The organism is Pseudomonas sp. RIT778 (assembly GCF_019718735.1).
GTDB classification, from domain to species: Bacteria; Pseudomonadota; Gammaproteobacteria; order Pseudomonadales; family Pseudomonadaceae; genus Aquipseudomonas; species Aquipseudomonas aphyarum.
Window position 1 is genome coordinate 1 of the sequence record NZ_JAIHBA010000052.1, and the last position, 25,751, is coordinate 25,751.

General features: G+C 58.5%; 24 protein-coding genes. 13 read left to right on the forward strand and 11 right to left on the reverse strand.

The window, feature by feature from the left end; translation table 11 throughout:
- From K5E37_RS27620 to K5E37_RS27645, 6 genes are all read left to right on the forward strand, one after another.
- The coding region (locus K5E37_RS27620) for a DUF637 domain-containing protein (RefSeq protein WP_260404579.1) at positions 1-3,767 on the forward strand (3,767 nt) is incomplete at its 5' end.
- On the forward strand, positions 3,764-4,117 hold the full coding sequence (locus K5E37_RS27625; RefSeq protein WP_221535665.1) for a DUF596 domain-containing protein: 354 nt from the start codon (positions 3,764-3,766) through the stop codon (positions 4,115-4,117). The genes K5E37_RS27620 and K5E37_RS27625, both read left to right, overlap by 4 nt.
- A gap of 136 nt (positions 4,118-4,253) precedes the next feature.
- Entirely contained in the window at positions 4,254-4,892 is a 639-nt protein-coding gene (locus tag K5E37_RS27630) for a hypothetical protein (RefSeq protein ID WP_221535666.1), read from the forward strand.
- 242 nt (positions 4,893-5,134) lie between these two features.
- Positions 5,135-5,614, forward strand: coding sequence for a hypothetical protein (locus K5E37_RS27635; protein ID WP_221535667.1), 480 nt, complete (start codon positions 5,135-5,137; stop codon positions 5,612-5,614).
- Between the two features lie 122 nt (positions 5,615-5,736).
- Entirely contained in the window at positions 5,737-6,207 is a 471-nt protein-coding gene (locus tag K5E37_RS27640; protein WP_221535668.1) for a hypothetical protein, read from the forward strand.
- Positions 6,200-6,508, forward strand: coding sequence for a hypothetical protein (locus K5E37_RS27645; protein WP_221535669.1), 309 nt, complete (start codon positions 6,200-6,202; stop codon positions 6,506-6,508). The genes K5E37_RS27640 and K5E37_RS27645 overlap by 8 nt, the downstream gene beginning before the upstream one ends.
- 102 nt (positions 6,509-6,610) lie before the next feature.
- Here K5E37_RS27645 and K5E37_RS27650 read toward each other — a convergent pair whose 3' ends face one another.
- Positions 6,611-7,654 carry an LLM class flavin-dependent oxidoreductase gene (locus K5E37_RS27650; protein WP_221535670.1) on the reverse strand — a complete coding sequence of 348 codons (1,044 nt, stop codon included), beginning with the start codon at positions 7,652-7,654 and terminating at the stop codon, positions 6,611-6,613.
- A gap of 67 nt (positions 7,655-7,721) precedes the next feature.
- Complete coding sequence (locus K5E37_RS27655) at positions 7,722-8,207, reverse strand: flavin reductase family protein (protein ID WP_007950450.1); 486 nt, start codon at positions 8,205-8,207, stop codon at positions 7,722-7,724.
- A gap of 325 nt (positions 8,208-8,532) precedes the next feature.
- Here K5E37_RS27655 and K5E37_RS27660 point away from each other — a divergent pair, with 325 nt between their 5' ends.
- A complete protein-coding gene (locus K5E37_RS27660; RefSeq protein WP_221535671.1) occupies positions 8,533-9,939 on the forward strand; it encodes a cytosine permease in 1,407 nt (468 codons plus the stop codon).
- Between the two features lie 252 nt (positions 9,940-10,191).
- Positions 10,192-11,292 carry a polyamine ABC transporter substrate-binding protein gene (locus tag K5E37_RS27665; RefSeq protein WP_007950448.1) on the forward strand — a complete coding sequence of 367 codons (1,101 nt, stop codon included), beginning with the start codon at positions 10,192-10,194 and terminating at the stop codon, positions 11,290-11,292.
- A gap of 119 nt (positions 11,293-11,411) precedes the next feature.
- Here K5E37_RS27665 and K5E37_RS27670 read toward each other — a convergent pair whose 3' ends face one another.
- Positions 11,412-12,392, reverse strand: a complete 981-nt coding sequence (locus K5E37_RS27670) for a TerC family protein (protein WP_221535672.1) — start codon at positions 12,390-12,392, stop codon at positions 11,412-11,414.
- 192 nt (positions 12,393-12,584) lie between these two features.
- Here K5E37_RS27670 and K5E37_RS27675 point away from each other — a divergent pair, with 192 nt between their 5' ends.
- Positions 12,585-13,535 (forward strand): Dyp-type peroxidase, encoded by a 951-nt coding sequence (locus K5E37_RS27675; protein ID WP_258711875.1) that lies wholly within the window; start codon positions 12,585-12,587, stop codon positions 13,533-13,535.
- Positions 13,536-13,573: 38 nt separating this feature from the next.
- Here K5E37_RS27675 and K5E37_RS27680 read toward each other — a convergent pair whose 3' ends face one another.
- On the reverse strand, positions 13,574-15,286 hold the full coding sequence (locus K5E37_RS27680; protein ID WP_221535673.1) for an amidase: 1,713 nt from the start codon (positions 15,284-15,286) through the stop codon (positions 13,574-13,576).
- A gap of 138 nt (positions 15,287-15,424) precedes the next feature.
- Positions 15,425-16,213 carry a helix-turn-helix domain-containing protein gene (locus K5E37_RS27685; protein WP_103386947.1) on the reverse strand — a complete coding sequence of 263 codons (789 nt, stop codon included), beginning with the start codon at positions 16,211-16,213 and terminating at the stop codon, positions 15,425-15,427.
- Positions 16,214-16,297: 84 nt separating this feature from the next.
- On the opposite strand from K5E37_RS27685, the gene K5E37_RS27690 reads away from it, so the two are divergent.
- Positions 16,298-17,296: a bile acid:sodium symporter family protein gene (locus tag K5E37_RS27690; RefSeq protein WP_085603035.1), complete on the forward strand. Its 999-nt coding sequence runs from the start codon at positions 16,298-16,300 to the stop codon at positions 17,294-17,296.
- A 3-nt stretch (positions 17,297-17,299) separates the two neighbouring features.
- Here K5E37_RS27690 and K5E37_RS27695 read toward each other — a convergent pair whose 3' ends face one another.
- Positions 17,300-18,223, reverse strand: a complete 924-nt coding sequence (locus K5E37_RS27695) for a LysR family transcriptional regulator (protein WP_221535674.1) — start codon at positions 18,221-18,223, stop codon at positions 17,300-17,302.
- Positions 18,224-18,353: 130 nt separating this feature from the next.
- Between K5E37_RS27695 and K5E37_RS27700 the strand changes: the two genes are divergently transcribed.
- A complete protein-coding gene (locus K5E37_RS27700) occupies positions 18,354-18,629 on the forward strand; it encodes a DUF2798 domain-containing protein (protein ID WP_085603039.1) in 276 nt (91 codons plus the stop codon).
- Between the two features lie 12 nt (positions 18,630-18,641).
- Here K5E37_RS27700 and K5E37_RS27705 read toward each other — a convergent pair whose 3' ends face one another.
- Positions 18,642-19,247, reverse strand: a complete 606-nt coding sequence (locus tag K5E37_RS27705) for a response regulator transcription factor (RefSeq protein ID WP_221535675.1) — start codon at positions 19,245-19,247, stop codon at positions 18,642-18,644.
- A 113-nt stretch (positions 19,248-19,360) separates the two neighbouring features.
- On the opposite strand from K5E37_RS27705, the gene K5E37_RS27710 reads away from it, so the two are divergent.
- On the forward strand, positions 19,361-20,998 hold the full coding sequence (locus tag K5E37_RS27710) for a hybrid sensor histidine kinase/response regulator (RefSeq protein ID WP_221535676.1): 1,638 nt from the start codon (positions 19,361-19,363) through the stop codon (positions 20,996-20,998).
- Here K5E37_RS27710 and yecR read toward each other — a convergent pair.
- Both yecR and K5E37_RS27720 read right to left on the reverse strand, forming a co-directional pair.
- Positions 20,970-21,278, reverse strand: a complete 309-nt coding sequence (gene yecR / locus K5E37_RS27715; protein WP_007950440.1) for a YecR family lipoprotein — start codon at positions 21,276-21,278, stop codon at positions 20,970-20,972. The two genes, K5E37_RS27710 and yecR, sit on opposite strands and share 29 nt — an antisense overlap.
- A gap of 60 nt (positions 21,279-21,338) precedes the next feature.
- Complete coding sequence (locus tag K5E37_RS27720; RefSeq protein ID WP_007950439.1) at positions 21,339-21,653, reverse strand: hypothetical protein; 315 nt, start codon at positions 21,651-21,653, stop codon at positions 21,339-21,341.
- 444 nt (positions 21,654-22,097) lie between these two features.
- Here K5E37_RS27720 and K5E37_RS27725 point away from each other — a divergent pair, with 444 nt between their 5' ends.
- Complete coding sequence (locus K5E37_RS27725) at positions 22,098-22,688, forward strand: hypothetical protein (protein ID WP_170929398.1); 591 nt, start codon at positions 22,098-22,100, stop codon at positions 22,686-22,688.
- 396 nt (positions 22,689-23,084) lie between these two features.
- Here K5E37_RS27725 and K5E37_RS27730 read toward each other — a convergent pair whose 3' ends face one another.
- Together K5E37_RS27730 and K5E37_RS27735 are read right to left on the reverse strand one after the other, a co-directional pair.
- A complete protein-coding gene (locus K5E37_RS27730) occupies positions 23,085-24,263 on the reverse strand; it encodes a PLP-dependent aspartate aminotransferase family protein (RefSeq protein ID WP_221535677.1) in 1,179 nt (392 codons plus the stop codon).
- Positions 24,260-25,636, reverse strand: coding sequence for a pyridoxal-phosphate dependent enzyme (locus tag K5E37_RS27735; protein ID WP_007957391.1), 1,377 nt, complete (start codon positions 25,634-25,636; stop codon positions 24,260-24,262). The genes K5E37_RS27730 and K5E37_RS27735 overlap by 4 nt, the downstream gene beginning before the upstream one ends.
- Positions 25,637-25,751: the final 115 nt, after the last annotated feature.

Sequence of the window (25,751 nt, forward strand, 5' to 3'; positions counted from 1 at the left end):
GCGTGCCGTTTGCCGCTGTGGATCCGACGGCGTCCTCGACATTCCGTCTGCCGAAAGGCCCGTACGGCATGTTCGTGCAGAGCTCGAATCCGCAGAGCCGTTACCTGATCGAAACCAACCCGGAGCTGACCCAGTCCGCGCCGTTCATGAGTTCCGATTACCTGCTGGGCAAACTCGACTTCAGCGCCGATGAAGCGGCCCGCCGTCTCGGCGATGGCCGCTACGAGACACGACTGATCAGCGACGCGGTGATGGCCCAGACCGGCCAGCGCTTCCTGGCCGGTGGACTGAACAACGATTACGAGCAGTACCGTTATCTGATGGATAACGCGCTCGCCAGCAAGAATGAGCTGAACCTGTCGGTAGGCGTGAGCCTGACGTCCGAGCAAGTGGCGGCATTGACCCACGACATCGTCTGGATGGAAGAACGCGTCGTCGACGGTCAAAAAGTGCTGGTGCCGGTGCTCTATCTGGCCCAGGCCGAGTCACGCAACGTGCGTGGCGGCAGTCTGATCCAAGGTCGTGACCTGGAGCTGATGGCGGGGAATGATCTGGTCAACGTCGGCACGTTGCAGGCGACCAAGGATCTGTCTGTCGACGTCAAAGGCAGTCTTTATCAGGGTGGGCTGGTCGAAGCCAACGAGCGCATCACGCTCATGGCCACCGACAGCATTCGCAACGCATTGGCCGGTGAGATTCGTGGCAATCAGGTCAGCCTCACCAGCCTCAAGGGCGACATCGTCAACGATCGCACCGCCGTCGCCGTACGTGACGGCGCCGGCATGCGCACCCTGGTGGACGACGGCGGCAACATCAGCGCACGCGACACGCTGACGATCAAGTCGGGCAACGACCTCGTCAACTCGTCGTCCATCAGCAGCGGCGGCGACGCCACCCTGAGCGCCACTCGCGACATCAACCTGTTGGCGACGCGCAACGAAAGCGAACTGCACGAATCGTTCGATGGCGGCCATCGCTCGGTCATCACCACCACCTTGGAGAACCTCGCGTCCAGCGTGAAGAGTGGCGGCAACCTGAAGCTCGACGCCGGCCGTGACCTTAACGTCGTGGCCAGCACCGCCGAGGCCAAGGGCAACCTGACCGCCGACGCCAAACGCGATATCTACCTGTCCTCTGCGGGCGACGAACACAACGTCGAAACCCACAGCAAGGACGGCAAGAAACGCGTTCACGAAGAAGACAACCACACCGTCCAGAAGGCTGCCGAGTTCATTGCTGGTGGCGATGTCAAAACCAACTCCGGTCGCGACACGACCCTGGTGGCAAGCAAGATCAGCGCAGGCAATGAAGCCTATGTCTACGCGGGTAATGACCTGAATCTGCTGGCCGCGCAGAACAAGGACTACACCCTCTATGACATGAAGGAGAAGGGCGGCTTCGGCAACCTGAAACTACAGCGCGACGAAGTCACCCAGATCACCCATGTCGGCAGTGAAATCAAGACCGGCGGCAATCTCTCGCTGGTCAGCAAGGGCGACCAGGCCTATCAGGTGGCGAAGCTCGACAGCGGCAAGGACATCATCCTGGACAGTGGCGGCTCCATCACCTTTGAAGGGGTGAAGGATCTGCATGACGAGAGCCATACCAAAACCAACAACAACGCAGGATGGGTATCTTCCAAGGGACGAGGCAATACCGACGAAACCTTGCGCCAGACTCAGATGATTGCCAAAGGCAGCATTGTGATCAAAGCGGTTGATGGGCTGAAGATCGACATCAAGGATGTTAGTCAAGAGTCCGTCAGCCAGACCATCGACGCTATGGTCAAGGCCGATCCGCAATTGGCGTGGTTGAAAGATGCTGAGTCTCGCGGTGATGTCGATTGGCGACGGGTGAAGGAAATCCATGAGTCTTTCAAGTATGAAAACTCTGGGCTGGGCCCGGCAGCACAGATAGCAATTGCGATCATGATGTCGTTCGTCATGGGCCCCGGAGGCCTGGCCTTGGTCGGCGGTGGAGCCGGCGGGGCGTTTGCCACGGCTATGGCCACCACCGCTGTGACCAGCACCATCAACAACAAGGGTAACCTGGGGGCTGCTTTCAAGGAGACCTTCAGCGCTGACAGCCTGAAAAACGCGGCAATCGCCGGGTTTACGGCAGGCGTGCTCAACTATGCAGACGCCAACTGGTTTGCGGGTGGAACCAGCAAGACGGCAAACATCCTGACGAGCAGCAACATTACTGACGTCGCAATCCGTACGACCGGTCGGGCGATCATCACCAGTGGCATTTCGACCGCCATTGGCGGCGGCAGCTTTGGTGACAGCTTTGGCGCGGCACTGGTGGGGCAGGCGGGTAGCGTCGCCATGGCAACCGGCTTCAATTGGGTGGGTGACACCATCAAGTTTCCAGACGGCAGTCTTGAGAAAACCGTCGCGCATGCGCTGATGGGAGGCTTGCTTTCGAAGGCAACTGGCGGTGATTTCGCCACTGGTGCGGCAGCGGCGGGACTCAACGAAGCGCTGATGAATCAACTCGTCAACTTCGCGGATGGCAACGATCAGTTGCACCTGATGATGTCACAGCTAACCGGGCTGCTTGCCGCCGCAGCGGTGGGTGGGGATCTCCAAGAGGGCGCCGAAATTGCCAGGAACGCCACACAGTACAACTGGCTGCTACACAAAGAAGTCACAGTGGCGGATAAAGCTAGAGCAGCTTGTGGTGCAGGTGATGGTGCTCAAGCGTGTCGGGACAATGTCACCCGGGCGGTCGCAGCATTGGATGCCGAAAGACAGCGTGATATGGAGGAATTTGGACGTAAGATTCAGCTGCAAGCACTTCAGGAAGGGTGGACGCTCGAGCAATTCAATGCAGCCAAGGCCAGTTATTTTTCAGGTATTGATCCAAAAGAATTGACCAGTGTTTACCCTCCATCGACGGACCCCGGATTTTTGACCAGAGAAGGATGGATAGGGTTCCAGAACCGAGCTGTTGAGTGGCCAGGAGGAGTGGTTGACACCGCAAAATCGTTCTGGAATGCCGTTTCATCACCTTTCGACACGCTGGGTTCCATCGCAGGCGGTATTAGCGGGGTAGCGCTCGGGTTCAAGGACTGGATTACCAGTCCGATCCCTTCGCATACCCTCGAAAAGGAGTTTGACAAAGTAGCGACTGCCTCCGCCGAGCAGTTAGGTGGTATGGTTTTTGACACGAGTACCGGATTTGCTACGGCTTATATTGGAGGGAGAGCTGTTGAGTGGATTGGTGGCAAGTGGGTTGATGTAAAAGGTAACTTAGACGTTGATGGCAAGGTAAGCTCGATAGTAGATGCTGAAAAAAATGCGCTATCTCGTATTGAACAGAACCCCAAAGGCCCTGATTTAACAGGTAAGCAGACTGGTACAATTCTGCAGCTTCAATCTGAGAATCGGATTAGGGATCTTGCATCTCAGTACAATAGCCCCACACTTCAACCAAGGGATTTTCAACTGAACATAGGTGGGAAGACGCTACAAGCTGATCCCCAGCTTAGTATTGGTGCCCCTGTTTATTCTGGCGCTGCTACGTCAGATGTGATGAGCTACTTTAGGCAATTGACTGGAGGAGACAGTATGCCGAGCGTAAAGTCTATTCCAGGGAAAGGCGATGTTTACGCTGCGACGATCACTTCGGGAGCTAACGCAGGCAGTAAAATCACCTTGAGAAACTTTTCGAGCTCAAGTCAGCAGTCAGGTGCGGCCTGGACCATAGATGTAATAAATCCCTCTATTAATGCTGGCAAGCGAATCGAGATTAAATTCAAATGAGTATTGATTTTTTGTATTCTGCTATTTTAAGAAGTTCATTCGGTCTCTCAATGGGGGCGATCTGGCAGCATTTGAGCGTAGAGCTATCTAGTTTGAAAGCAAGCGATGAAGAAAAAGCAGATATTTTCTTCGAGGTATTGAAACGCTTGATGCTTGAAGGGCATTTAAGGCTGGCTCTGGATGGGAAATATCTCTCAGGTAGTGTGAGTGAACAAATCGACATCATCAAACTTGCATGGCCAAGCTGTCCTGCAGAAGATGAACTTGATGGTTTTGGATTTTGGTTTTTGACGGCTGCTCCGGCTGGAGTAGTGTGGGTCACACCTGACGGCGAGGAAGTGTGGGCGTGATTCGTTCAAGAAAAAAGGAGCCGGACTCTGAAAAGTACCCGCTTTTTCCTATTTGTTTAATAGTGTAGAAAAAAGTAAAAAAGGGGCAGATTTATTTTATTTAATAAATCTGTCCCATTTTTTAGAAGGTTTAATAATGGATCCGAGAATCTATGAATTGCTCAATGGTATTCCAGAAAATGCAGACTATGCCGCAGAAGCAGGAGGTCTGGATGTTGAGGATATTCCACAGGATAGACTCGACTCTGTGAAAGAGCTACTTCGTGAATCGAATGATGAATTAGTACGATTTTATGCTGCAAAGCTGTTAACGAGCTGGGGCGCTCGTGAAGGCCTGGTCGCCTTGGAAGAGTTTATGAGAAAGCCTGAAGTTTTTGAAGGGCTATATGTTCACCGGTTACATGGTTATGATGATACCTATCGCCATATATTAATGGCGGTGACAATGTACTTTGCAAATGTCGCTGATAAAGAAGGGAAAGAAGTCGCAAGGGTACAGGTTTGCGATCTCCTTCTGAAGATTGTTGCGTTAGCCGGAGTGAGGCCTTTCGAGATTTCCGAAATGCTTCGCTTTGTTAGGCGTGAAAACTATATCGAATACTTGGCGCCACTAAAGCAGTATCTTCTGTCGATAATTGATCATCCAGAGGTGCATCGTTGGAAAATTTATGATGCCCTGGAGTTTTTTATGACTTTCGATTCGGAGTTTGTCGTGTCTTTATTGAAAAGTAAAAATCTGTCTATTGATGATTTTAGCCCCCTGAGTCAAAGCTAATGGCGGTCTAGGTCAAGAAAGGGCAGAAAGTTGTCAGAACTATTTAATCAAATAAATCTGACCCCTTTTCGCTTTTCGCTTTTCGCTTTTCGCTTTTCGATGAGACCCCTTTTCGATCAAGGTGAGGAAGTGAGAATTTTCCCTAGTGACAATACGTGTAAACCATTATGAGCCATCATGAGAGTTACCCCATATAATGGGTTGCACCTATATTGCCGTCAGTATCACTCGAAGGAATTCCTTTGGGTTCAAGTAATGAAATATTGGCGAGGTCACTGGATAAATATCTCGTTTGCGGTAAAAAGGGGATTTATAAATTTGAGTTTGGGCCAGATCTCCATTTGGCCTGGAGCTCAATTGATGGTCTTGGTGACGGTGGATATCGTTTTTCTTTTACCGCTCTGGGTACAGCGTCATTTGGAAACGCAGACGAGTGTGCCCTATATATTATGATCCGGGGCGGTAAGGTATACGCTGTTAAGGTCTATGCTCCTGAATATCCGAATAACTCCGGCTCAGCATTGGTATATCAAGGAAAGCTCTCTTCCGGCTTTGGCCTCGGTGATTCCGTTTCGGATTTGTCAATATATGCCGATCTAAGTTTTGATGAAGACGAAGAGTGGTTTGTTTCCGGTGCTTTTCCAGGGCTTGAGATTAGCGGTTGGGGAGTGCCGCTGGAGGATTATCCTGAGCAAATAATCACGGCGATCGCAATTGTATGATGTCTCGGGTAAAGGATAAAAAAGGAAAGCCCAAAGGGAGGTGGATTTGTTTGATTATATAAATCTGTCCCCTTTTTTGGTCCTGGTTGTCAAAACTGCATCAACATGTTTGGAGAAGAATCATGGAGATGGATCAGGAATTTTTGGAACTCCATGATTTGGACTGGTTTACGTCGTGCCTGGACGGAACGGTATTGCATTTTGCGACAGGTGGATGTGGTTTTGTTCCGGATTTTGTAAGGCAATCAATTTCAGCCTATGAAGAAATATATGATTATATTCTTTCAAGGTCTGCTGGTTGTGGTGTTGAAGTTGTTGAGAGAAATCTACCAGGGTTTAATAGCGATATACAGCGCCAACGTTATTTGAAATCTTTTTCTGAAATGGCCGGTAGAGGGGTCTTTAGTTATGATGTTTCTAATGATGGAGGATATAAGCTGATAGCTAAGCCGATCGTTCCTTTGCAGTTGTCGGATCTCCCAGGCCAAGTGAAACATTGTATTTTCCAATCCTCGATGCAAGCTCTTAGCACAGTTTCGCCGTTGGATATTGAGCTCAGACACAATCCTGCTAATGGAGCGGTTGATGTGTAAACCCAAAAACTCACTGGTTGCAGCGCTTTTCAAGTATCGCCACGTTGTGGGTGTTGCCTTATTGGCGGCGGCACTCATCAACGGTTATTTTCAGTTCAATGGCAGCTGGGGACGTTTTTTCACTGTGCTCGCGGTTCAGCTGTGGTTTGCGCAAGGGGTCTATTGCTACTTCTGCGGTGCGAGCATTTCAATTGCCCCGGGTGGGTTGGGAAGAGATGCAGATCCCCAGTGGCGTGCTGTTTTGGCAGCCTTTGCCTTCTTTCTATACGCCGTATTTTTCTTTCTGGATTACCAGTATTAGCGACTGATCCGACAGAGCCATTGTTGCCTCCATCCCTTAGCTGAACCCCAAATGAAAACGCCCCGAACATCTCGGGGCGTTTTCGTATGCCGGGCGGCAGGTCTATCTGAACGCCGGCACCACATGCTTGATAAACAGCTCCAGCGACTTCTTCTTCTCCGCATGGGGCAAACTGTTGTCGCACCAGAAACTGAACTCATCCACCCCCAGTTCCTGGTAGTACTTGATCCGCGGAATGATCTCTTCCGGCGTGCCGATCATGGCGGTTTTGTGCAGGCTCTCCAGTTCAAACTCCGGACGCCCGGCAAACTTCTCTTCCGGGCTCGGGGCGAGGAAGCCGTTCACCGGCACTTCCTTGTTGCCGAACCACGCATCGAACGTGCGATAGAAACGCGAGATGGCTTTAGCGCCAACCTTCCAGCCTTCCGGGTCATCCACCGAGTGCACGTGGGTATGACGCAGCACCATCAATTGTGGACGCGGCACGTCCGGATTGTTGTGCAGCGCGGTCTGGAACTTGTTCTTCAGATCGAGGACTTCTTCGTCGCCCTTCATCAACGGCGTGACCATCACGTTGCAGCCGTTGGCCACGGCGAAGTTGTGCGAGTCCGGGTCGCGGGCGGCGATCCACATCGGCGGATTGGGCTTCTGGATGGGTTTCGGCACGCTGGTGGAGGTGGGGAATTTCCAGATCTCGCCGTTGTGGGCGTAGTCGCCTTGCCACAGCGCGCGCACCACCGGAACCATTTCCCGCAGCGCCTGGCCACCGCTGGAGGCGGGCATGCCGCCGGCCATGCGATCGAATTCCACCTGATAGGCGCCGCGGGCCAGGCCGACTTCCATCCGGCCGTTGCTGATCACGTCGAGCAAGGCGCATTCACCGGCGACCCGCAGCGGGTGCCAGAACGGCGCGATGATGGTGCCGGCGCCCAGGTGAATGGTGGTGGTCTTGGCCGCGAGGTAGGCCAACAGCGGCATCGGGCTCGGCGAGATGGTGTATTCCATCGCGTGGTGTTCGCCGATCCACACGGTGCTGAAACCGCCGGCCTCGGCCATCAACGTCAGTTCGGTCAGGTCTTCGAACAGTTGACGGTGGCTGACGCTTTCGTCCCAGCGTTCCATGTGTACGAACAGGGAAAATTTCATGACGCTACCTCGAATCTCTTGTGGTCGGCCGGTCGCTTGCCGGCCTGTTTAAGTGCAATCGTGCGGATCAGGCGAAGGCGGGCAGGGCGCCCATCTTGCCGTGGCAATACACCAGCGGGCCGGCGTCCTGCTGAGGGACGATGAGGTTTTTCACCGCGCCGACCATGATCGCGTGGTCGCCGCCTTCGTATTCGCGCCACAGCTCACATTCGATGATAGCTGTCGCGTTGGCCAGGATCGGATTGCCCAGTTCGCTCAGCGTCCACTCGATGCCCTGCGCCTTGTCCTTGCCTTTGCGGGCGAACGCATAGGCTTCGCTCTGCTGGCCGCCGGACAACACGTGAATGGCAAAGCGTTTGTTCTTGATCAGGACGGGATAGGAGTCGGAGCTGTAGTTGGGACAGAACAGCACCAGGGCCGGGTCCATCGACAGCGAACTGAAGGCGCTGGCGGTCAGACCGACGATTTGGCCGTCGTCATCCAGCGTGGTGATGACGGTAACGCCGGACGGGAACGAGCCCATGACTTGTTTGTAGACGGCAGCATCGATCATTGGTCAATCCTCGAGTGCGGTGAAGCGTGTTTTTATGTGTTTATGGGTCTGATGGTATACCGTAATACATCGATTGCAAGCGCTTTTTTGGTGAAACGATAAACGTGGTTCATCCGTCGGAAACTCAGCATTTACGGGGCTTTTCTCTAGCCGCGAACGCTGGCTATCGGGGAGGATGCCGGATCAGATGCCGTCGCAAACAGCGGATCAGTCTTGTGAAAATGTTGGAATACCATAATATGGTCTGCATCTGAGGGGCGGCCACGAAGCACCCCCGGTTTGGCTTCATACAACGATAAGAACAGACCCAATCGAGTTCATTTTTATGTCCCAGATGTCCCGGCAAGATCCGTTGATCGAGAATCACACGGTCGACTACGTCCCACTCGCGGAACGCCACGGGAAGGCCCGCGACCTTTTCACCCTTTGGTTCAGCACCAACATTGCGCCACTGCCCATTGTCACCGGCGCCATGGTGGTTCAGGTGTTTCATCTCGACCTGTTCTGGGGGCTGCTGGCGATTGCGCTGGGGCACATGATTGGCGGCGTGGTGATCGCCCTGGCGTCGGCGCAAGGCCCGCGCATGGGCATTCCGCAGATGGTCCAGAGTCGTGGCCAGTTCGGGCGTTACGGTGCGCTGCTGATCGTGTTCTTCGCGGCGATCATCTACATCGGCTTCTTCATTTCCAACATCGTGCTGGCCGGCAAGTCCATCGTCGGCATTGCGCCGTCGGTGCCGGCGCCGCTCAGCATCCTGATCGGCGCCCTCAGCGCCACGGCGATTGGCGTGATCGGCTACAACTTCATTCACACGCTCAACCGCATCGGCACCTGGGTGATGGGCAGCGCGCTGCTCGCCGGTTTCATCTACATCTTTGCTCATGAGTTGCCGGCGGACTTCTTTACCCGTGGCAGCTTCAACCTGTCCGGGTGGCTGGCGACGGTGTCGCTGGGGATCATCTGGCAGATCAGCTTTTCACCGTACGTCTCCGACTATTCCCGCTACTTGCCGGCGGATATCGGGATCAGCAAGCCATTTATCGCGACTTATCTGGGCGCCACGCTGGGCACGATTCTGTCGTTCACCTTCGGCGCGGTGGCGGTGTTGGCGACGCCGGAAGGCACCGAAGCGATGGCGGCGGTCAAGCAATCCACCGGTTGGCTGGGGCCGATTCTGATGGTGCTGTTCCTGCTCAACATCATCAGTCACAACGCGCTGAATCTGTATGGCGCGGTGCTGTCGATCATCACCTCGATCCAGACCTTTGCCAGCCAATGGACGCCGAGCATCAAGGTGCGGGTGATCTTGTCGAGCGTGGTGCTGGCGGGTTGCTGCCTGGTGGCGCTAGGCGCGTCTGCGGATTTCATTTCCGAGTTCATCGGGCTGATTCTGGCGCTGCTGCTGGTGCTGGTCCCGTGGGCGTCGATCAACCTGATCGACTTCTACCTGATCAAGCGTGGCAGCTACGACATCGCCTCGATCTTCCGCGCCGACGGTGGCATTTATGGGCGTTTCAACCTGCACGCGATCATTGCTTATTTCATCGGCATCATCGTGCAGCTGCCGTTCGCCAATACATCGTTGTATGTCGGGCCGTATGCCAACCTTGTGGAAGGTGCGGACCTGTCGTGGCTGGTCGGCCTGATCGTGACATGCCCGCTGTATTACTGCCTGGCGACCCGTGGGCAGACGCAGCAGAGCAGGGCGGCGCGGTTGGGTTTTACCGACTGAGGGTTCGCAGGCGGTTCAAACAATGCCCGGCACTTCGTCGGGCATTGTTGTTTCCGCATTCCGGCGGTCATGCAAATTGGCCATTTCGATCCCCTTTTGGCCAACGGGCTACTGTGCCGCGTCTACGCTGTCAGGAAGAATCGAAGCCACAACTAAATGCTGCACCTTCCTTGCCCTTGGCTGATTTGCAAGCCGCTGCCGTGTACAGAACATAAAAACCATCGACTCACGCTGCATTCGGGGAAACACAACATGGTCACGATGAAACGCATTCTGGGCGCCACTGTTTTCGGGCTGACGCTGCTGGCGAGCGCCGTACAGGCCGAACAGCGCGAACTGCGGGTGTACAACTGGGCGGATTACATCCTGCCGTCGGTGCCCAAGGATTTCGCCGCCAAAAGCAACATCAAAGTGACCTGGGATACCTTCGACACCAACGAATCCCTCGAAGCCAAGCTGCTGACCGGCAACTCCGGCTATGACCTGGTGGTGCCGTCGAACCAGTTCCTCGATACCCAGATCAAGGCCGGCGTGTTCCAGAAACTCGACAAGTCCAAGTTGCCGAACTGGAGTCACCAGGACCCGGCGCTGCTCAAATTGCTAGACGTCAACGACCCCGGCAATCAGTACGGCGTGCCTTACATGGTTGGCACCGTGTTGATCGGTTTCAACCCGGCCAAGGTCAAGGCTGCACTCGGCGAGAATGCGCCGGTGGACAGTTGGGATCTGGTGTTCAAACCGGAGAACATGGAGAAGCTGAAATCCTGCGGCGTGGCGATGCTCGATTCACCGACGGAAATCCTGCCGCTGGCCCTGCATTACCTGGGCCTGGACCCGAACAGCCAGAACCCGGCCGACTATGAGAAAGCCAAGGACCTGATGCTCAAGGTTCGTCCTTACGTCACCTACTTCAACTCGGCCAAGTACATGACCGACATCGCCAACGGCGACATCTGCGTGGCCATCGGTTATTCCGGCAGCTTCTACCAGTTCGGCAACCGCGCCAAAGAAGCGAAAAACGGCGTAGTGGTCGACTGGCGCCTGCCGAAGGAAGGCGCGCCGATCTGGTTCGACACCTTCGCCATTCCGAAGAGCGCGAAGAACGTCGAAGAGGCCCACGAGTTCCTCAACAACCTGCTTGATCCAAAGGTCATCGCTTCCATCAGCGACTTCCTCGGCTACCCGAATGCCAACAAGGATTCGCTGCCGCTGATCAACAAGGAAATCACCGGCAACCCGAACCTGACACCGACCAGCGAAGCGCTGAAGAAGCTGTACGTGGTGCAGCCGTTGCCGCAGAAACTGGAGCGGGTGCGGACCCGGGTCTGGACCAGCATCAAATCCGACAAATAATCCAGATTTAAAAGTGTGGGAGCGAGCCTACTCGCGATAGCGTTGTGTCATTCAACATATCAGCTGGTTGACATGACGCCATCGCGAGCAGGCTCGCTCCCACTGGTTTTGTATTCAAGTCACTGACTCTGCCGTTCTCTTTCGGGCGACTTGTCCTTCGTCAGGATCAGACTCAGCACCACCGACGCCAGAATCAGCCCGCCAACAATCGCCAGCGACCACTCCACCGGCATGTGAAACCACGGCATCACCGTCATCTTCCCGCCGATGAACACCAGCACCAGCGCCAGTCCGTACTTGAGCAGATGAAAGCGGTCGGCCATGTCCGCCAGCAAAAAGTACAGCGCTCGCAGGCCCATGATCGCGAAGATGTTCGAAGTGAAAATGATGAACGGGTCGGTCGTCACTGCGAAGATCGCCGGGATGCTGTCGACCGCGAACATCAGGTCGCTGGCCTCGATCAGCACCAGCACCAGAAACATCGGCGTGGCCCAACGCACACCGTTCTGCAGCACAAAAAAACGCTCGCCGTGAAAGCCGTTGGTGATCCGCAGATGCCCGCGCACCCAGCGCAAGAGCGGGTTGTTATCGAGGTCCGGTTGCTGCTCGGCGAACACCAGCATCTTGATCCCGGTGATGATCAGGAACACACCGAACACATACAGCAGCCACGTGAACTGCGACACCAGCCACACCCCGGCAAAGATCATCGCCGCGCGCATCACGATCGCCCCGAGCACGCCATACAGCAGCACCCGGCGCTGCAACTCCGGCGGCACGGCGAAGTAGCTGAAGATCATCACGAAGACGAACATGTTGTCGATCGACAGCGACTGCTCGATCAGATAACCGGTGAGGAATTCCAGGGTCTTGACATTGGCGATTTCGGGACCGAATTCGCCGTTGAGATACCACCAGAGCAATCCGGCGAAGGCCATCGCCAGCATGCACCAGGCAATTACCCAGGATGAGGCTTCACGTACCGAGACCCGATGCGCCTTGCGCCCACCGAAGACGAACAGGTCAACGGCCAGCATGGCGAGGACAAAAACGATGAAGGCGACCCACATCCAGGGTTCGCCGATGTTGATGGGGTGCATGCCGTTCTCCCTGTCTTTATGTTTTTCGGGGTAGACGGGGCCATGCTAGTAGGAGCCTTCCGACAAAGAAAAATCGTTTATTTCGTGGGTATTGTTCGTTAAAAGCGAAGTGTCGGACGACATGGGCAGAGCGCGGGTAATACTTCATTCAACACTTCTTTGCTAACCTCGCTGTCGAGTCAGTCCACCACTTTGGGAGCTACGATCATCGACACGCCAGATCCTCAAGCCGTCTGCAGCCCGATCACCAGCGCTGCCATCTTCATCGTGGCGACCCTTGACGCCGAGGCCGAGGCCGCCGAAAAAGTCCGTGGCTGGTGCGCCGATATCGCAGGGCTGACGCGCTCGGTCGGCAAGCGCGTTCCTTCGGGCAACCTGTCCTGCGTCTGTGGTTTTTCTTCCAGCGCTTGGGATCGTCTGTTCGGCAGTCCGCGACCGACGTCCCTTCATGACTTTCGCGAATTCGGCGTAGAAGGGCGGCGCGCCGTTTCCACACCGGGCGACCTGTTGCTGCACATTCGCGCCGATCAGATGGACCTGTGTTTCGAACTGGCGACGCAGTTGATGTCGGCGCTGGATGGCGCTGTGACGGTCACCGACGAGGTGCAGGGTTTCCGCTATTTCGACATGCGCAGCATCATTGGGTTTGTCGACGGCACGGAGAACCCGGTCGGCCGCAAAGCCGAGCATTTCACCCTCGTGGGCGATGAAGATCAGGTGTTTAGTGGTGGCAGTTACGTGCTGGTGCAGAAGTACCTGCACAACATGAAGGCGTGGAACGAATTGTCGGTCGAAGCGCAGGAGCGGGTGATCGGGCGCACCAAACTGTCCGATATCGAGCTGGACGATTCGGTCAAGCCGAGCAATTCCCACAGCGCGTTGACCACCATCACCAAGGACGGCGAAGAAGTGAAAATCCTGCGCGACAACATGCCGTTCGGCCGGCCCGGCGCGGGGGAATTCGGCACTTATTTCATTGGCTACGCGCGCTCGCCGGAGCCGTTGGAGCAGATGCTGGAGAACATGTTTGTCGGCAAGCCACCCGGCAATTACGACCGGTTGCTGGACTTCAGCACCGCCGTCACAGGGAGTCTGTTCTTCGTGCCTTCGGCGGATTTGCTGGAAGAACTGGCAGAGCGATAAAAAAACGGCGGGATCAATCGATCCCGCCGTTTTTGCATTTACTTGCCTGCCGACAGTGCTGGCGTACGCGGCGGCACCAGACGTTTCGAACCCGTCGCCTCGAACGCTGCTGCCAGGCGCAGCAACGTCGAATCGTCATAAGCGCGACCGGCAAACGTTAGCCCCACCGGCATGCCGATGTCAGCCATCACGCCCATCGGCACGGTTACGGTCGGCACGCCGAGGTGGCGGATCGCGAGGTTGCCGTTGGCGACCCAGATGCCGTTGCTCCAGGCGATGTCCGCCGAGGCCGGGTTGACGTCGGCGTCGGCCGGGCCCACGTCGGCGTTGGTCGGGAACAGCACGGCGTCGAGGCCGAGGCGATCCATCCAGTCTTCGAGGTCGAGCTTGCGGGTTTTCTCCAGGCCGCGCAGGCCGTCCGGCAACGTCGGGATCTGATCCCACGGCGTGATGCCGCGTTCGGCCATGCGCACGTATTCGTCCATGCCGGCGGCGAGATCGCCTTCACGGTTGGGCAGGGTGCCCGGGTCGTGCGGGAAGATTTTCGGCCCGTCGACGTCTGCCAGACGGTTGAGTTTCGGGTCGCCGTTGGCGCGCAGGAAATCATCGAAGGCCCAGGCCGACAGGTCCCAAAGTTCGTGGTGCATGAACTCTTTGGAGACGATGCCGCGATTGAACACGGTCGGTGCACCCGGACGATCGCCCTCGCAGTTGGAGACCAGCGGGAAATCCACTTCGATGACTTCGGCACCAGCGGCTTCGAGGGCCTGACGCGCCTGTTTCCACAGATCGATCACCGAGGCGCGGGTGTTGATGCGCTGCCCGGTCGGGCCGCCGATGCCCGGCTCGTCGCTGGTGCCGGCCTCAGGGTCGGCGTTGATGTACATGCGCGGCACGCCCAGGCGTTTGCCGGCCAGTGCATCACTTTTCACGGCGAGTTCAAGATAGGAAGCAGGGCGCACCGAGGCGACGCTCGGGATCGGCACCCAGGGTTGCAGGCGCCACAGGTCGCCACGGGTGTCGGTGTCTTCGGCGACCACCACGTCGAGCACTTCCAGCAGGTCGGCCATGGTGCGGGCGTAGGGCACCACCACGTCCATGGTCGGCGTCAGCGGCCAGTTGCCGCGTACCGAAATCACCCCGCGCGACGGGGTGTAGGCGCACAGGCCGTTGTTCGAGGCAGGGCCGCGACCGCTCGACCAGGTTTCTTCCGCCAGACCGAATGCCGAGAAGCTGGCAGCGGTGGCAGTGCCGGCGCCATTCGACGAGCCGGAAGCAAATGGCGCAGTCAGATAAGCGGCGTTGTACGGGCTTTCGGCGCGGCCATAGACGCCACGCTGCATCCCGCCATTGGCCATCGGCGGCATGTTGGTCTTGCCCAGGCAGATCGCACCGCCAGCACGCAGGCGTTCGATGGTGAACGCGTCGCGCTGGGCCACCAGATCGGCGAAGGCCGGGCTGCCGGACGCGGCGGTCAGGCCTTTGACCAGATAGCTGTCCTTGGCGGTGTAGGGGATGCCGTCCAGCGGACCGAGGGTTTCGCCCTTGGCGCGACGGGCATCGGAAGCTTGCGCTTCTTTCAGCGCTTCAGGGTTGCGCACGATCACTGCGTTCAGGGCAGTGGCGGTGTCCGGGCCGTCAAAGGCGTCGATGCGCGCCTGGTACGCCTGGACCAGTTCAACCGCCGTGGTCTGGCCGGATTCGAGCGCCGCGCGCAATTGAGCAATGGAAACTTCAGTGACTTCGATCATGCTGTTACCGCCGACAGGTTCGCTAAAGGGTGGTTGATCATTGTTATCGTCGAAAGATGTCAAAGATTCTTGATGGGCGAAACTCTACCCTGAAATTTGCCCAATGGCATGCATAAAGTCGATAAATATCGGTTAATTTCATCGGAAAAACTCTCCCGGCGTCTCGCCGAACTGTTGGCGAAACGCCGCGATAAACGCCGACGTCGAGTCATAACCACAGGCCAAAGCCACGTCGGTGACGCGTTCGCCGCGCTCCAGCGGTGTCAGCGCACCCAGCAGACGCAGGCGCTGACGCCAGGTGCGGAAGGTCAAACCGGTGTCGCGCAGGAACAGCCGAGTCAGAGTTTTCTCGGTTACGCCGAATTTTTCGCTCCAGTGCGCCAGGGTGGTCTGCTGTTCCGGATGTTGCTCCAGACTCTGATAAATCTGCCGCAAACGACTGTCCTGCGGCAGTGGCAGCATCAGATCGATGGGCGGGGCATCGGCCAGTTGATCGAGGATCACCTGCGCCAGACGCCCGTGCGGGCCGCTCTGGTCATATTCGACAGGTATCTGACTGAAGGCCCGAATCAGCTCACGCAAAAGATCGCTGACGCCGAGCACATGACAACGCTCCGGCGCCCAACTGGCGACGCTGCAATCGATGTACAGGCTGCGCATTTCCGTGTGCGGCGAACTGAAAACCCGATGCGGCACACCCGCCGGAATCCACACCGCCCGCTCCGGCGGCGCAACGAAACGACCGACGGCGGTCTGCACTTCGAGCACACCCTGTATCGCGTAGGACAACTGCACCCACGGATGGCTGTGGCGGCGGGTCAGCGCGCGATTGGGCAGCGATTCGGTGCGCCCGTACAGCGGACGCGGCAGGCTCGGCAGCCCGGGAATGCTGCGTCTGACGCTCTTGTCGTGTCCTTTTGGCGGCATCTGTGGGTTCTTCGGCGTTAGTCGGTAATTTCCAGTCACGTTAGAGTCGCTTCCACGTACTGGCAACCCCCGGATGAACAAACCATGACGCGCCCACGATTTTTGCCCGACAACTTCACCCTGACCCTGATCGGCGTGGTGCTGCTGGCCAGCTTCCTGCCCGCCAGCGGTCAGGTCGCGACCGGTTTCGGCTGGCTGACCAACATCGCCATCGCGCTGCTGTTTTTCCTGCACGGTGCCAAGCTGTCGCGCGAATCGATCATCGCCGGCGCCGGCCACTGGCGCCTGCATTTGCTGGTGTTCGGCCTGACCTTTGTCCTGTTCCCGCTACTGGGGCTGGCGCTCAAGCCGCTGTTGTCACCGCTGATCGGCGATCAGCTGTACATGGGCATGCTTTACCTGTGTGCGCTGCCGGCGACGGTGCAGTCGGCGATTGCCTTCACGTCGCTGGCACGGGGCAATATTCCGGCGGCGATCTGCAGCGCGGCGGCATCCAGCCTGTTCGGGATTTTCCTCACGCCGCTGCTGGTGACGCTGTTGCTGAACGTCCACGGTGACGGCGGCTCGACCCTCGACGCGATCGTGAAAATCAGCGTGCAATTGCTGCTGCCATTTATTGCCGGTCAGATTGCCCGTCGCTGGATCGGCGCCTGGGTCGGTCGCAACAAGAACTGGTTGAAATTCGTCGATCAGGGCTCGATTTTGCTGGTGGTCTACGGCGCGTTCAGCGAAGCGGTGAACGAGGGCATCTGGCACCAGATTCCGGTGATCGAACTGCTGGGGCTGGTCGTGGCGTGCTGCGTCCTGCTGGCGCTTGTGCTGCTGGCGTCCACAGTGCTGGGCAAACTGTTCGGTTTCAATCTGGAAGACCGCATCACCATTCTGTTCTGCGGCTCGAAAAAGAGTCTGGCCACCGGTGTGCCGATGGCGCAGGTGTTGTTCGCCGGCAGCACGATTGGCGTGCTGATTCTGCCGCTGATGCTGTTCCATCAGATTCAACTGATGGTCTGCGCAGTGCTGGCGCAGCGCTATGCGAAGCGGCAGGAATCGGTGCCTGAACTGATGGCCCAGGTTGATCCTTGATCCTCATCGAGCGGGCCAGCGGGTATGCAGGAACTCCTGCAAAAATTCGGTGAAGGCCTTGACCTTGGAAGTCATGGCGGCGCGCTCCTGCACACAGGCATAGATCTCGAGCGGCGCGGCGCTGGCAAAGGTCGAGCCGCCGCCCGGTTCGAATAAAGAGACCAGTTGACCACTCTCCAGATAGGGCGCGGCAACGAATTCCGCCAGTCGGGTGATCCCGGCACCATGAGCAGCCATTTGCGCCAGGGCGTCGATATCGTCGCTGATGGCGGTCGCATTGATCCCAGCCTCGAAGCGCTGACCCTGCTCAACGAACCACCAGCGCAGTAACCGTCCGTCCAGCGGATAGCGGAACGCGAGACAGGCGTGTTGCTGAAGATCCGCCGGAGTCGACGGGCGACCGGCTTTTTGCAGGTAGTCAGGGCTGGCGCAAATCACGAACGGCACTGTCGCAACCTTGCGCGCGATGATGCCGTCTTCCAGTTGCGGCTCGATGCGCAGACTCAGGTCGATACCTTCGTGGAGGTGATTGATTTTGCGGTCGGTCGTCGAGAGCTCAAGCGTCAACTGCGGGTAGCGTTCGGCGAAACCGGCAATTACCGGGGCCAGTACATGGCGTCCGAACCCTGCGGTGGAGGCAATACTCAAGTGTCCCTGGAGTTGCGTCTGCGCGTGGCTGATGGCGCTCTGCGCGGACTCCAGATCGAGCGCGATACGTTTTACTTTCTCGAAATACACCGAACCGCTCTCCGTCAGCGCCATGCTGCGGGTGGTGCGTTGCAGCAGGCGTGTGTCGAGGTGATTCTCAAGGCGACCAAGGGTCTGACTGACGGCGGCGGCACTCACCCCGAGGGTTTTGGCGGCGCCGACAATCGATCCCGCCTCAACGACTTTGATAAAACAATCGATTGCACCCAAGAGGTTCATGCGTTGATCCTGGCAAAGACGAATTCATAAGATTTTGTTTATAAAATGCTCACGGCGATCAGTCTAGTTGCGGGGTGGCAGACTTGTTAGGGTGCTCGGCGCCTATCCACTTCGGTCAACAAGGACTGACATGAATCAGAGACTCTCTCCAAGAACCACAGTATTCAGCCCGCGCAAGCTGTCTGCCCGTGCCATGCCGTACGTATTCGCGTTGTACATGGCGATCATCATGGCGTTTCTTATGTCGCTGGTAATCACCGCCTCCAATTTCGGGATTGATGCTGATTACCTTAGCAATACGCTGCACGCCTACAAACTGGCGATGCCCGTGGCGTTTCTGTGCATTCTCGTGGTCCGGCCGATTGTGGTGAAACTGGTCGCACTGACCGTCCACCCGCAAGGCTGAACTGGAGGCAGGCTACAAGGCTCCGGAATATTTCACCGCCGCCGCTGCCCGTGACGGCACGTTGAGCACCCGCAACAACGACGACACATGAATCCGCACCGTGAACGGCGAAATATCCAGTTCACGGGCGATTTCCTTGTTGGTCTTGCCTTGGGCGATCAGCCGCAGCACATCCTGCTGACGCGGGGTGAGGGCGGTGCCGGTGTCCAGCGGCAGCAGGCCGGACGGGGCGAATTTCACCAGTACCTCACCTTCACGAATCGCCCGGATCGCCTGACCCATCTCATCGGGTGCGATGTTCTTGCCGATAAAACCATCGATGCCGGCGGCCATGACGTCGCCGATCAGCGCTTCGTCATCGACCATCGACACCACAATCAGCGTGGTTCGCGGCAGACGCCGACGCAGTTCCGCGAGCTGGCTGACACAGGTCAGGCCGGGAAAGCGCAGGTCGAGGATCAAGGTGTCGGGCTCATCGCCGGCCGGCAGCAGGGCAAGCACGGCGTCGAGGTCGCCGGCTTCTTCGATCAGGGCTTCGGGCAGCAGACGCTGGACGGTGCGCAGCAACGCTTCGCGAAACAACGGGTGATCGTCGGCTATGATGATTCGGCACGTCATGGCGCAACCCTCCCTGGGTCTGTATTGCTCATGGCATGCACCTTAGCATCGGGCGAAGGCATTGCCTGTTGATTCGTGCGTTTATGACGACTGCTGCACAAGGACGTTCCCCCATGAAGTTCGAAAAGAACACCGAGCTCGACCAGGCCAATCTGCGCATCATCATCGCCAGCATCGCGCTGGTTTACATGGCCGTGCTCGGTTTCCTGCCGGGCCAGCGCTTCGATACCTATCTGCCGGTGGTCACCTACATTTCCCTGTTTCTGCTGGCATCCGTCGTGCTGCGTCAGGCCATCGTGCGCTGGCCGGGGCATTACCCGGCGCGGCGGATTTTCGGCATGCTTCACGATTACACTGGCACCAGTTTCGGGCTGGTGGTCGGCGGCGAGGCGGCGTTGCCCATTTATGCCGTCATGGTCTGGGTCAACCTCGGCAACGGCATGCGCTACGGCTCGCGCTACCTGGCGATTGCCACGGTGCTGGCATTGCTGGCGCTGCTGGCGGTCTATCGGTTGACGCCGTACTGGCAGGCGCAACCGTTCATGGTGTTGATGCTGATGATCACCAGCACGGTGATTCCGGTGTATGCGCACCTGCTGCTGGAGCGTACGCGCAAGGCATCTGAAGAAGCGGTTGCCGCCAATCTTGAGAAGTCGCGTTTCCTGGCTCAGGCCAGTCATGACCTGCGTCAGCCGATCCATTCTATCGGCCTGTTTACCGCATGCCTGCGCGAGTCGCGGCTGGGCGAGGAGGAGCGGCGGCTGGTGGACAGCATCGACCGTTCGCTGCTCAACGTGTCGCAGCTGTTTCGCTCGATTCTCGATCTCTACACCCTCGACAACGGGCGGATTTTACCCCGGTTGCAGACGCTTGAACTGGGCGAATGGCTGGCGGATCTGATCCGCCAGAACGCCGAAGCCGCACGCTGGGCGGGTGTGGAGCTGCGCTTGCGGCCTTGCGAACACTGGGTGCGCACCGATCCGGCGCTGCTCGCGACGATGGTGCAGAACGTGCTCTCCAATTGCTTCAAATACGGCGCGCACCGGCCGGTGCTGATCGGTGTGCGCAAGCGCGGCGCAGGGTTGGCCATCGCGATCTATGACCGGGGCAGCGGGATCGCCGAAGAGCATTTGCCCAAGGTGTTCGAGGAGTTTTATCGGGTACGCCAGCTGCGCGACAAGGACGTCGAAGGCGTGGGCCTGGGGCTGTCGATTGTCCGGCGTCTGGGGCAATTGATCGGTGTCGACGTCGCGATCCGCTCACGGCTGGGGCATGGCACGGCGGTGACCTTGCATGGACTGCCACTCGCGCCGCCGCAGGTGCCGGTCAATCGGGAGGAGGCTCGGCAAATCGGTTTGCTGACGGGGTTGAAGGTGTGTCTGGTGGAAGATGATCGCAACGTTCTGCTGGCGACCTCGGCGTTGCTCGAGCGCTGGGGCTGCGTTGTGCAGGCGGAACTGAGCGGGCAGGGCCTGGTCACGGACTGCGACATCATCGTTGCCGACTATGACCTCGGCTCCCACAGCACCGGCATCGAGTGCATCGATGAAGTTCGCCGTCAGCGCGGTTATGCGGTGCCGGCCATGATCATCACCGGGCATGACATCGAAAAAATCCAGGCGGCCCTGCATGATCGCCAGATCGCCATTCTGTCCAAGCCGGTACGCCCGGCCGAGCTGCGCGCGACCTTGCGCGCGCTGCGCGACCGGCAGACCGAAGCGGTCAGCGCTTACACAGATAGTCTTGCGTGATGGTGGTTTGCAGGCAGTTGTACTGACCCATGGTGCGGCAGATGTTTTTCTCCGAGCCCGAGACTTCGGCGCTCTTGTAGCCCCAGACCTTGCAGCGGCCTTCAGCCGTGGCTAACCCTTGAGCGGCGGAGGTTTGTCCGCTCTCGAACTGGCCCAGTTCATAGGAGACCTGGACAACGCCGTCGGTCTTGCTGCCGCCGGTGGCTTCCCATTGCTTGGGGGTGGCGCAGCCGGTCAGAACGACGGCCGCGAGGCTGAGGGTGGCGATGAGTGTTTTCATGATCGAGCGGTATCCTTTACCGGGTGAGACGAGGCGTTGGTACGGTTTTTCTGCGCCGGATTACTGGTACGGAATCGGTGACGCACCTTTGGGCAGGCAAGACAGGGGAGGCGTCATGATGCCCATGCTGGCGACGGCCATGATGACGCCGCTGGGCTGCTCGCAGTTGTATTCGCCGGCGGCGGTGTAGGCCGTGTAATAGGTGAGGGTGCTGTCGTTGCGTACGTTGGCGATTTTACTGACCGGCTGGCCAATGACCGTCTGGGCACGTTCTTTCATGCTGTCTTCGGTGGGTTTTACGGTCTGGCAACCGGCGGCGCCGAGGAGCAGGGCACTGAGGACTGTGATTCTGGCAAGGCTGAAGTGCGGTTTCATGGTGTTTCTTCCTTGGTGTTGTTGTTTTTCCAGGCACAACGATCCCGCGCACTGCACAGCGGCAATGTTGGGGAGCGTCAGGGGTTGCGAGGGAATATAACGCCAGGGACCGGGGTGGTCGATTAGCACAAATGTGCTAGTGCGGCGCAACCAGCGGTGGGCTGGTTGCGCCGATAGCGGTTATTGAGGACTGTTGAACTGGTCGGAATAGCTGCCGCTCATGAGGGCGGAAGCGACCTGGTCGGAGCCGACGCCTGCGCGGGAATAGGCGAGCCGGTTGGCACCGACCTTGTCTGCGCCATCGGCGGCGAGGGCGCGTGCGCCGACGTGGTCGGAGCCGTCAGAAGCGACTGCTCCAGCGCCAACGTGGTCGGAGCCGTCAGAAGCGACTGCTCCGGCGCCGACATGATCTGAACCGTCAGAGGCGACCGCTCCAGCGCCAACATGATCGGCACCGTCGGAGGCAACAGCCCCAGCACCGACGTGATCCGCGCCGTCAGAGGCAACAGCTCCAGCACCGACGTGATCCGCGCCATCAGAGGCAACAGCCCCAGCGCCAACATGATCGGCACCGTCGGAGGCAACAGCCCCAGCACCGACGTGATCCGCGCCGTCAGAAGCTACTGCTCCGGCGCCGACGTGATCCGCGCCGTCAGAAGCTACTGCTCCGGCGCCGACGTGATCTGCACCGTCAGAAGCAACGGCGCCTGCGCCAACGTGGTCCGCGCCGTCAGAAGCAACCGCCCCCGCACCCACATGATCCGCCCCATCCGACGCCAATGCCTGCGCCTTCGCAGCCCAGACATTGGGCATTGCCACCGTTGCCGCAACTGCCAGGACGAGGCCCGGCCAAAGCGTGTGCTTCATGATTTTCTCCACGCCCCATCAGCCAAACAGCAACCGAGCGTTACCCGTCATTCGTTCATTGACGGAAGGCTCGTCGGCCCGGGGTCAACCAGATTGGTGAATGGCACGGGGGCACCGGAGGGGTGCACGGGTGTCGACGGTTTACAGGAAATCTGGACAGCGAACTGAAAAGTATAGTTCGCCCTTGGCGAGAGGCAGGCTGAAGGGCCGTGAAGGCGATAGTCGGTTAGCTTCCTTGCAGGCCGGCGCTAGAAAACAATCAGTCTAAAAACCGCGTAGCGCAATGTCGCGCGTTTGCTAGGCTCAAGAATGTAGGCGAAGACGCAGACTGATGCGCAAGCGGATAGCAAGGGGACGTGGGGCGCGTTCCGAAGGGTACACGGTTAGAAAGATCTCCGCGCTGAGATCCAGCCCTTATGCCGTGTGAAGCAGCCGAGACCGTACCCCTTTCAATTTGGTCCGGTACTGTGAGAAGCCTGATAAACCTTGTAAGCCAGAGACCAGCACTGGCCGCCTACTCAAACACCAAAGCCCGCCTCGTGCGGGCTTTGACGTTTTCGGGCGTTAGATACTGGCCAGCGCTTGCGCCAGATCCGCGCGCAGGTCTTCGATGTCCTCGACGCCCACCGACAGACGCACCAGACTGTCACCGATGCCGAGCTTGGCACGGGTTTCCGCCGGAATGGTCGCATGAGTCATGATCGCCGGGTGCTCGATCAGGCTTTCCACACCGCCAAGGCTTTCGGCCAGAGCGAAGATCTGCACGTTCTCCAGGAAGCGGCGAGCGCCTGCCAGATCACTGTTCAGATCCAGGGAAATCATCCCGCCGAAACCACGCATCTGACGCTTGGCCAGTTCGTGCTGCGGATGGGATTCCAGGCCTGGGTAGTAGACGCGTTTGACCTGCGGCTGCTGTTCCAGCCAGCGCGCCAGATCCAGTGCGTTGCTGCAATGACGCTCCATACGCAGCGCCAGGGTCTTCACGCCGCGCAGGGTGAGGAACGCGTCGAACGGGCCGGAGATTGCGCCGACGGCGTTCTGCAGGAAGCCCAGACGCTCGGCCAGCGCAGGATTGTCACCGACTACCGCGATCCCGCCGATCACGTCGGAGTGACCGTTCAGGTATTTGGTGGTCGAGTGCAGCACGATGTCAAAACCCAGTTCCAGCGGACGCTGGATCCACGGACTGGCGAAGGTGTTGTCGGCCACGCAGAGGATCCCGCGCGCCTTGCAGATGCGCGCGATGGCGGCGAGGTCCGACAGGCCCAGCAGCGGGTTGGTCGGGCTCTCCACAATCACCATGCGCGTGTCGTCCTGCAACGACGCTTCGAACGCCGACAGATCCGCCAGATCGACGAAGCTGAAACGATGCCCGGCACTGCGCTGACGCACCTTGTCGAACAGACGGAACGTGCCGCCGTACAGGTCATTGCCGGACACGATGTGCGAGCCGGCGTCGAGCAGTTCGAGCACGGTGGAAATCGTCGCCAGCCCGGACGCGAAGGCGAACGCCTGGGTGCCGCCCTCCAGATCCGCCACGCAACGCTCCAGGGCAAAACGCGTCGGGTTGTGCGAGCGGCCGTAGTCAAAACCCTTGTGCACGCCAGGGCTGTCTTGCAGGTACGTAGAGTTGGCGTAGATCGGCGGCATCAGCGCGCCGGTGGTCGGGTCCGGCGTTTGCCCGGCGTGGATCACGCGGGTGGCGAAGCCCTGTTGACGGGCGTTCTTGTCGTGCTGGCTCATGCCAGGGATCTCCGTAATTGATTGAGCATGTCGACGCGGGTGATCAGGCCGTGGAAGCCTGAAGCGTCGGCGATGATGGCCACCAGACCGCTGCTGAGCACGGCTTCCAGCTCAGCCAGCGTGGCGCCGGGGGCGAGGGTTTGCAACTTGTCCGTCATCGCACTGGAAACGGGTTTGCTGAAGAGCGAGGCGTCTTCGTGCACACGCACGAGGATGTCCGACTCGTCGATCACGCCGACCAGTTGCTTGCCATCCACCAGCACCGGCAGTTGTGAAACGTCTGCCAGGCGCATGCGCTGGAACGCGGTCATCAGCGTATCGTCCGGGCCGACGCTGACGACTTTGCCGTCTTCGAAACGTCGGGCAATCAGGTCGCGCAGGTCGCCGTAGCGTTTGCGCTGCAGCAGGCCCTGATCGGTCATCCACTGGTCGTTATAGACCTTCGACAGGTAGCGAGTACCGGTGTCGCAGACGAAGCTGACCACGCGTTTCGGCTCGGTCTGTTCGCGGCAGTAACGCAGCGCGGCGGCCAGCAGGGTGCCGGTGGACGAACCACCGAGAATGCCCTCGGCTTTCAGCAACTGGCGCGCGTGATCGAAGCTTTCCTCGTCGCTGATCGAGTAAGCGCTGCGCACGCTCGACAGATCGGTGATCGACGGAATGAAATCCTCGCCGATGCCTTCCACCGCCCAGGAACCGGCGGTGCCGAGGTGCTTGCTGCGGCTGTATTCAGCCATCACCGAACCGACCGGGTCGGCCAGGACCATTTCAAGGTCCGGTTGCACGCGTTTGAAGAAACGGGTCAGGCCCGTCAGGGTGCCGGCCGAGCCGACACCGACCACGATCGCGTCCAGGTCATGCTCGGTCTGGGCCCAGATTTCAGGCCCGGTGCTGCACTCGTGGGCCAGCGGGTTGGCGGGGTTGTTGAACTGGTCGGCGAAGAACGCGCCGGGAATGTCCTTGGCCAGACGCGCGGCGACGTCCTGGTAATACTCGGGATGGCCCTTGCCGACATCGGAGCGGGTGATGTGCACTTCGGCGCCCATGGCCTTGAGGTGCAGGACTTTTTCGGTGGACATTTTGTCCGGCACCACCAGCACGACGCGGTAGCCCTTGGCACGACCGACCAGGGCCAGGCCCAGACCGGTGTTGCCGGCGGTGGCCTCGACAATCGTGCCGCCCGGTTGCAGGCGGCCATCGCGCTCAGCGGCGTCGATCATGGCCAGACCGATGCGGTCCTTGATCGAACCGCCGGGGTTCTGTGATTCGAGTTTGAGAAACAGGGTGCAGGGACCGGTATCGAAGCGGGTGACTTGTACCAGCGGCGTATTGCCGATCAGCCCAAGTACGGCAGGGCGTGAATCCTTTGACATCTCTTCACCTCTTTGTGGTGTTGATCGCGTTCCATTCGCGGGGAAAAAGCTCGCGTGCAACATAGGCTCAGACCTGAGCTGTCGCAACCTTTAAACGGCCGGAAATACAGCCATT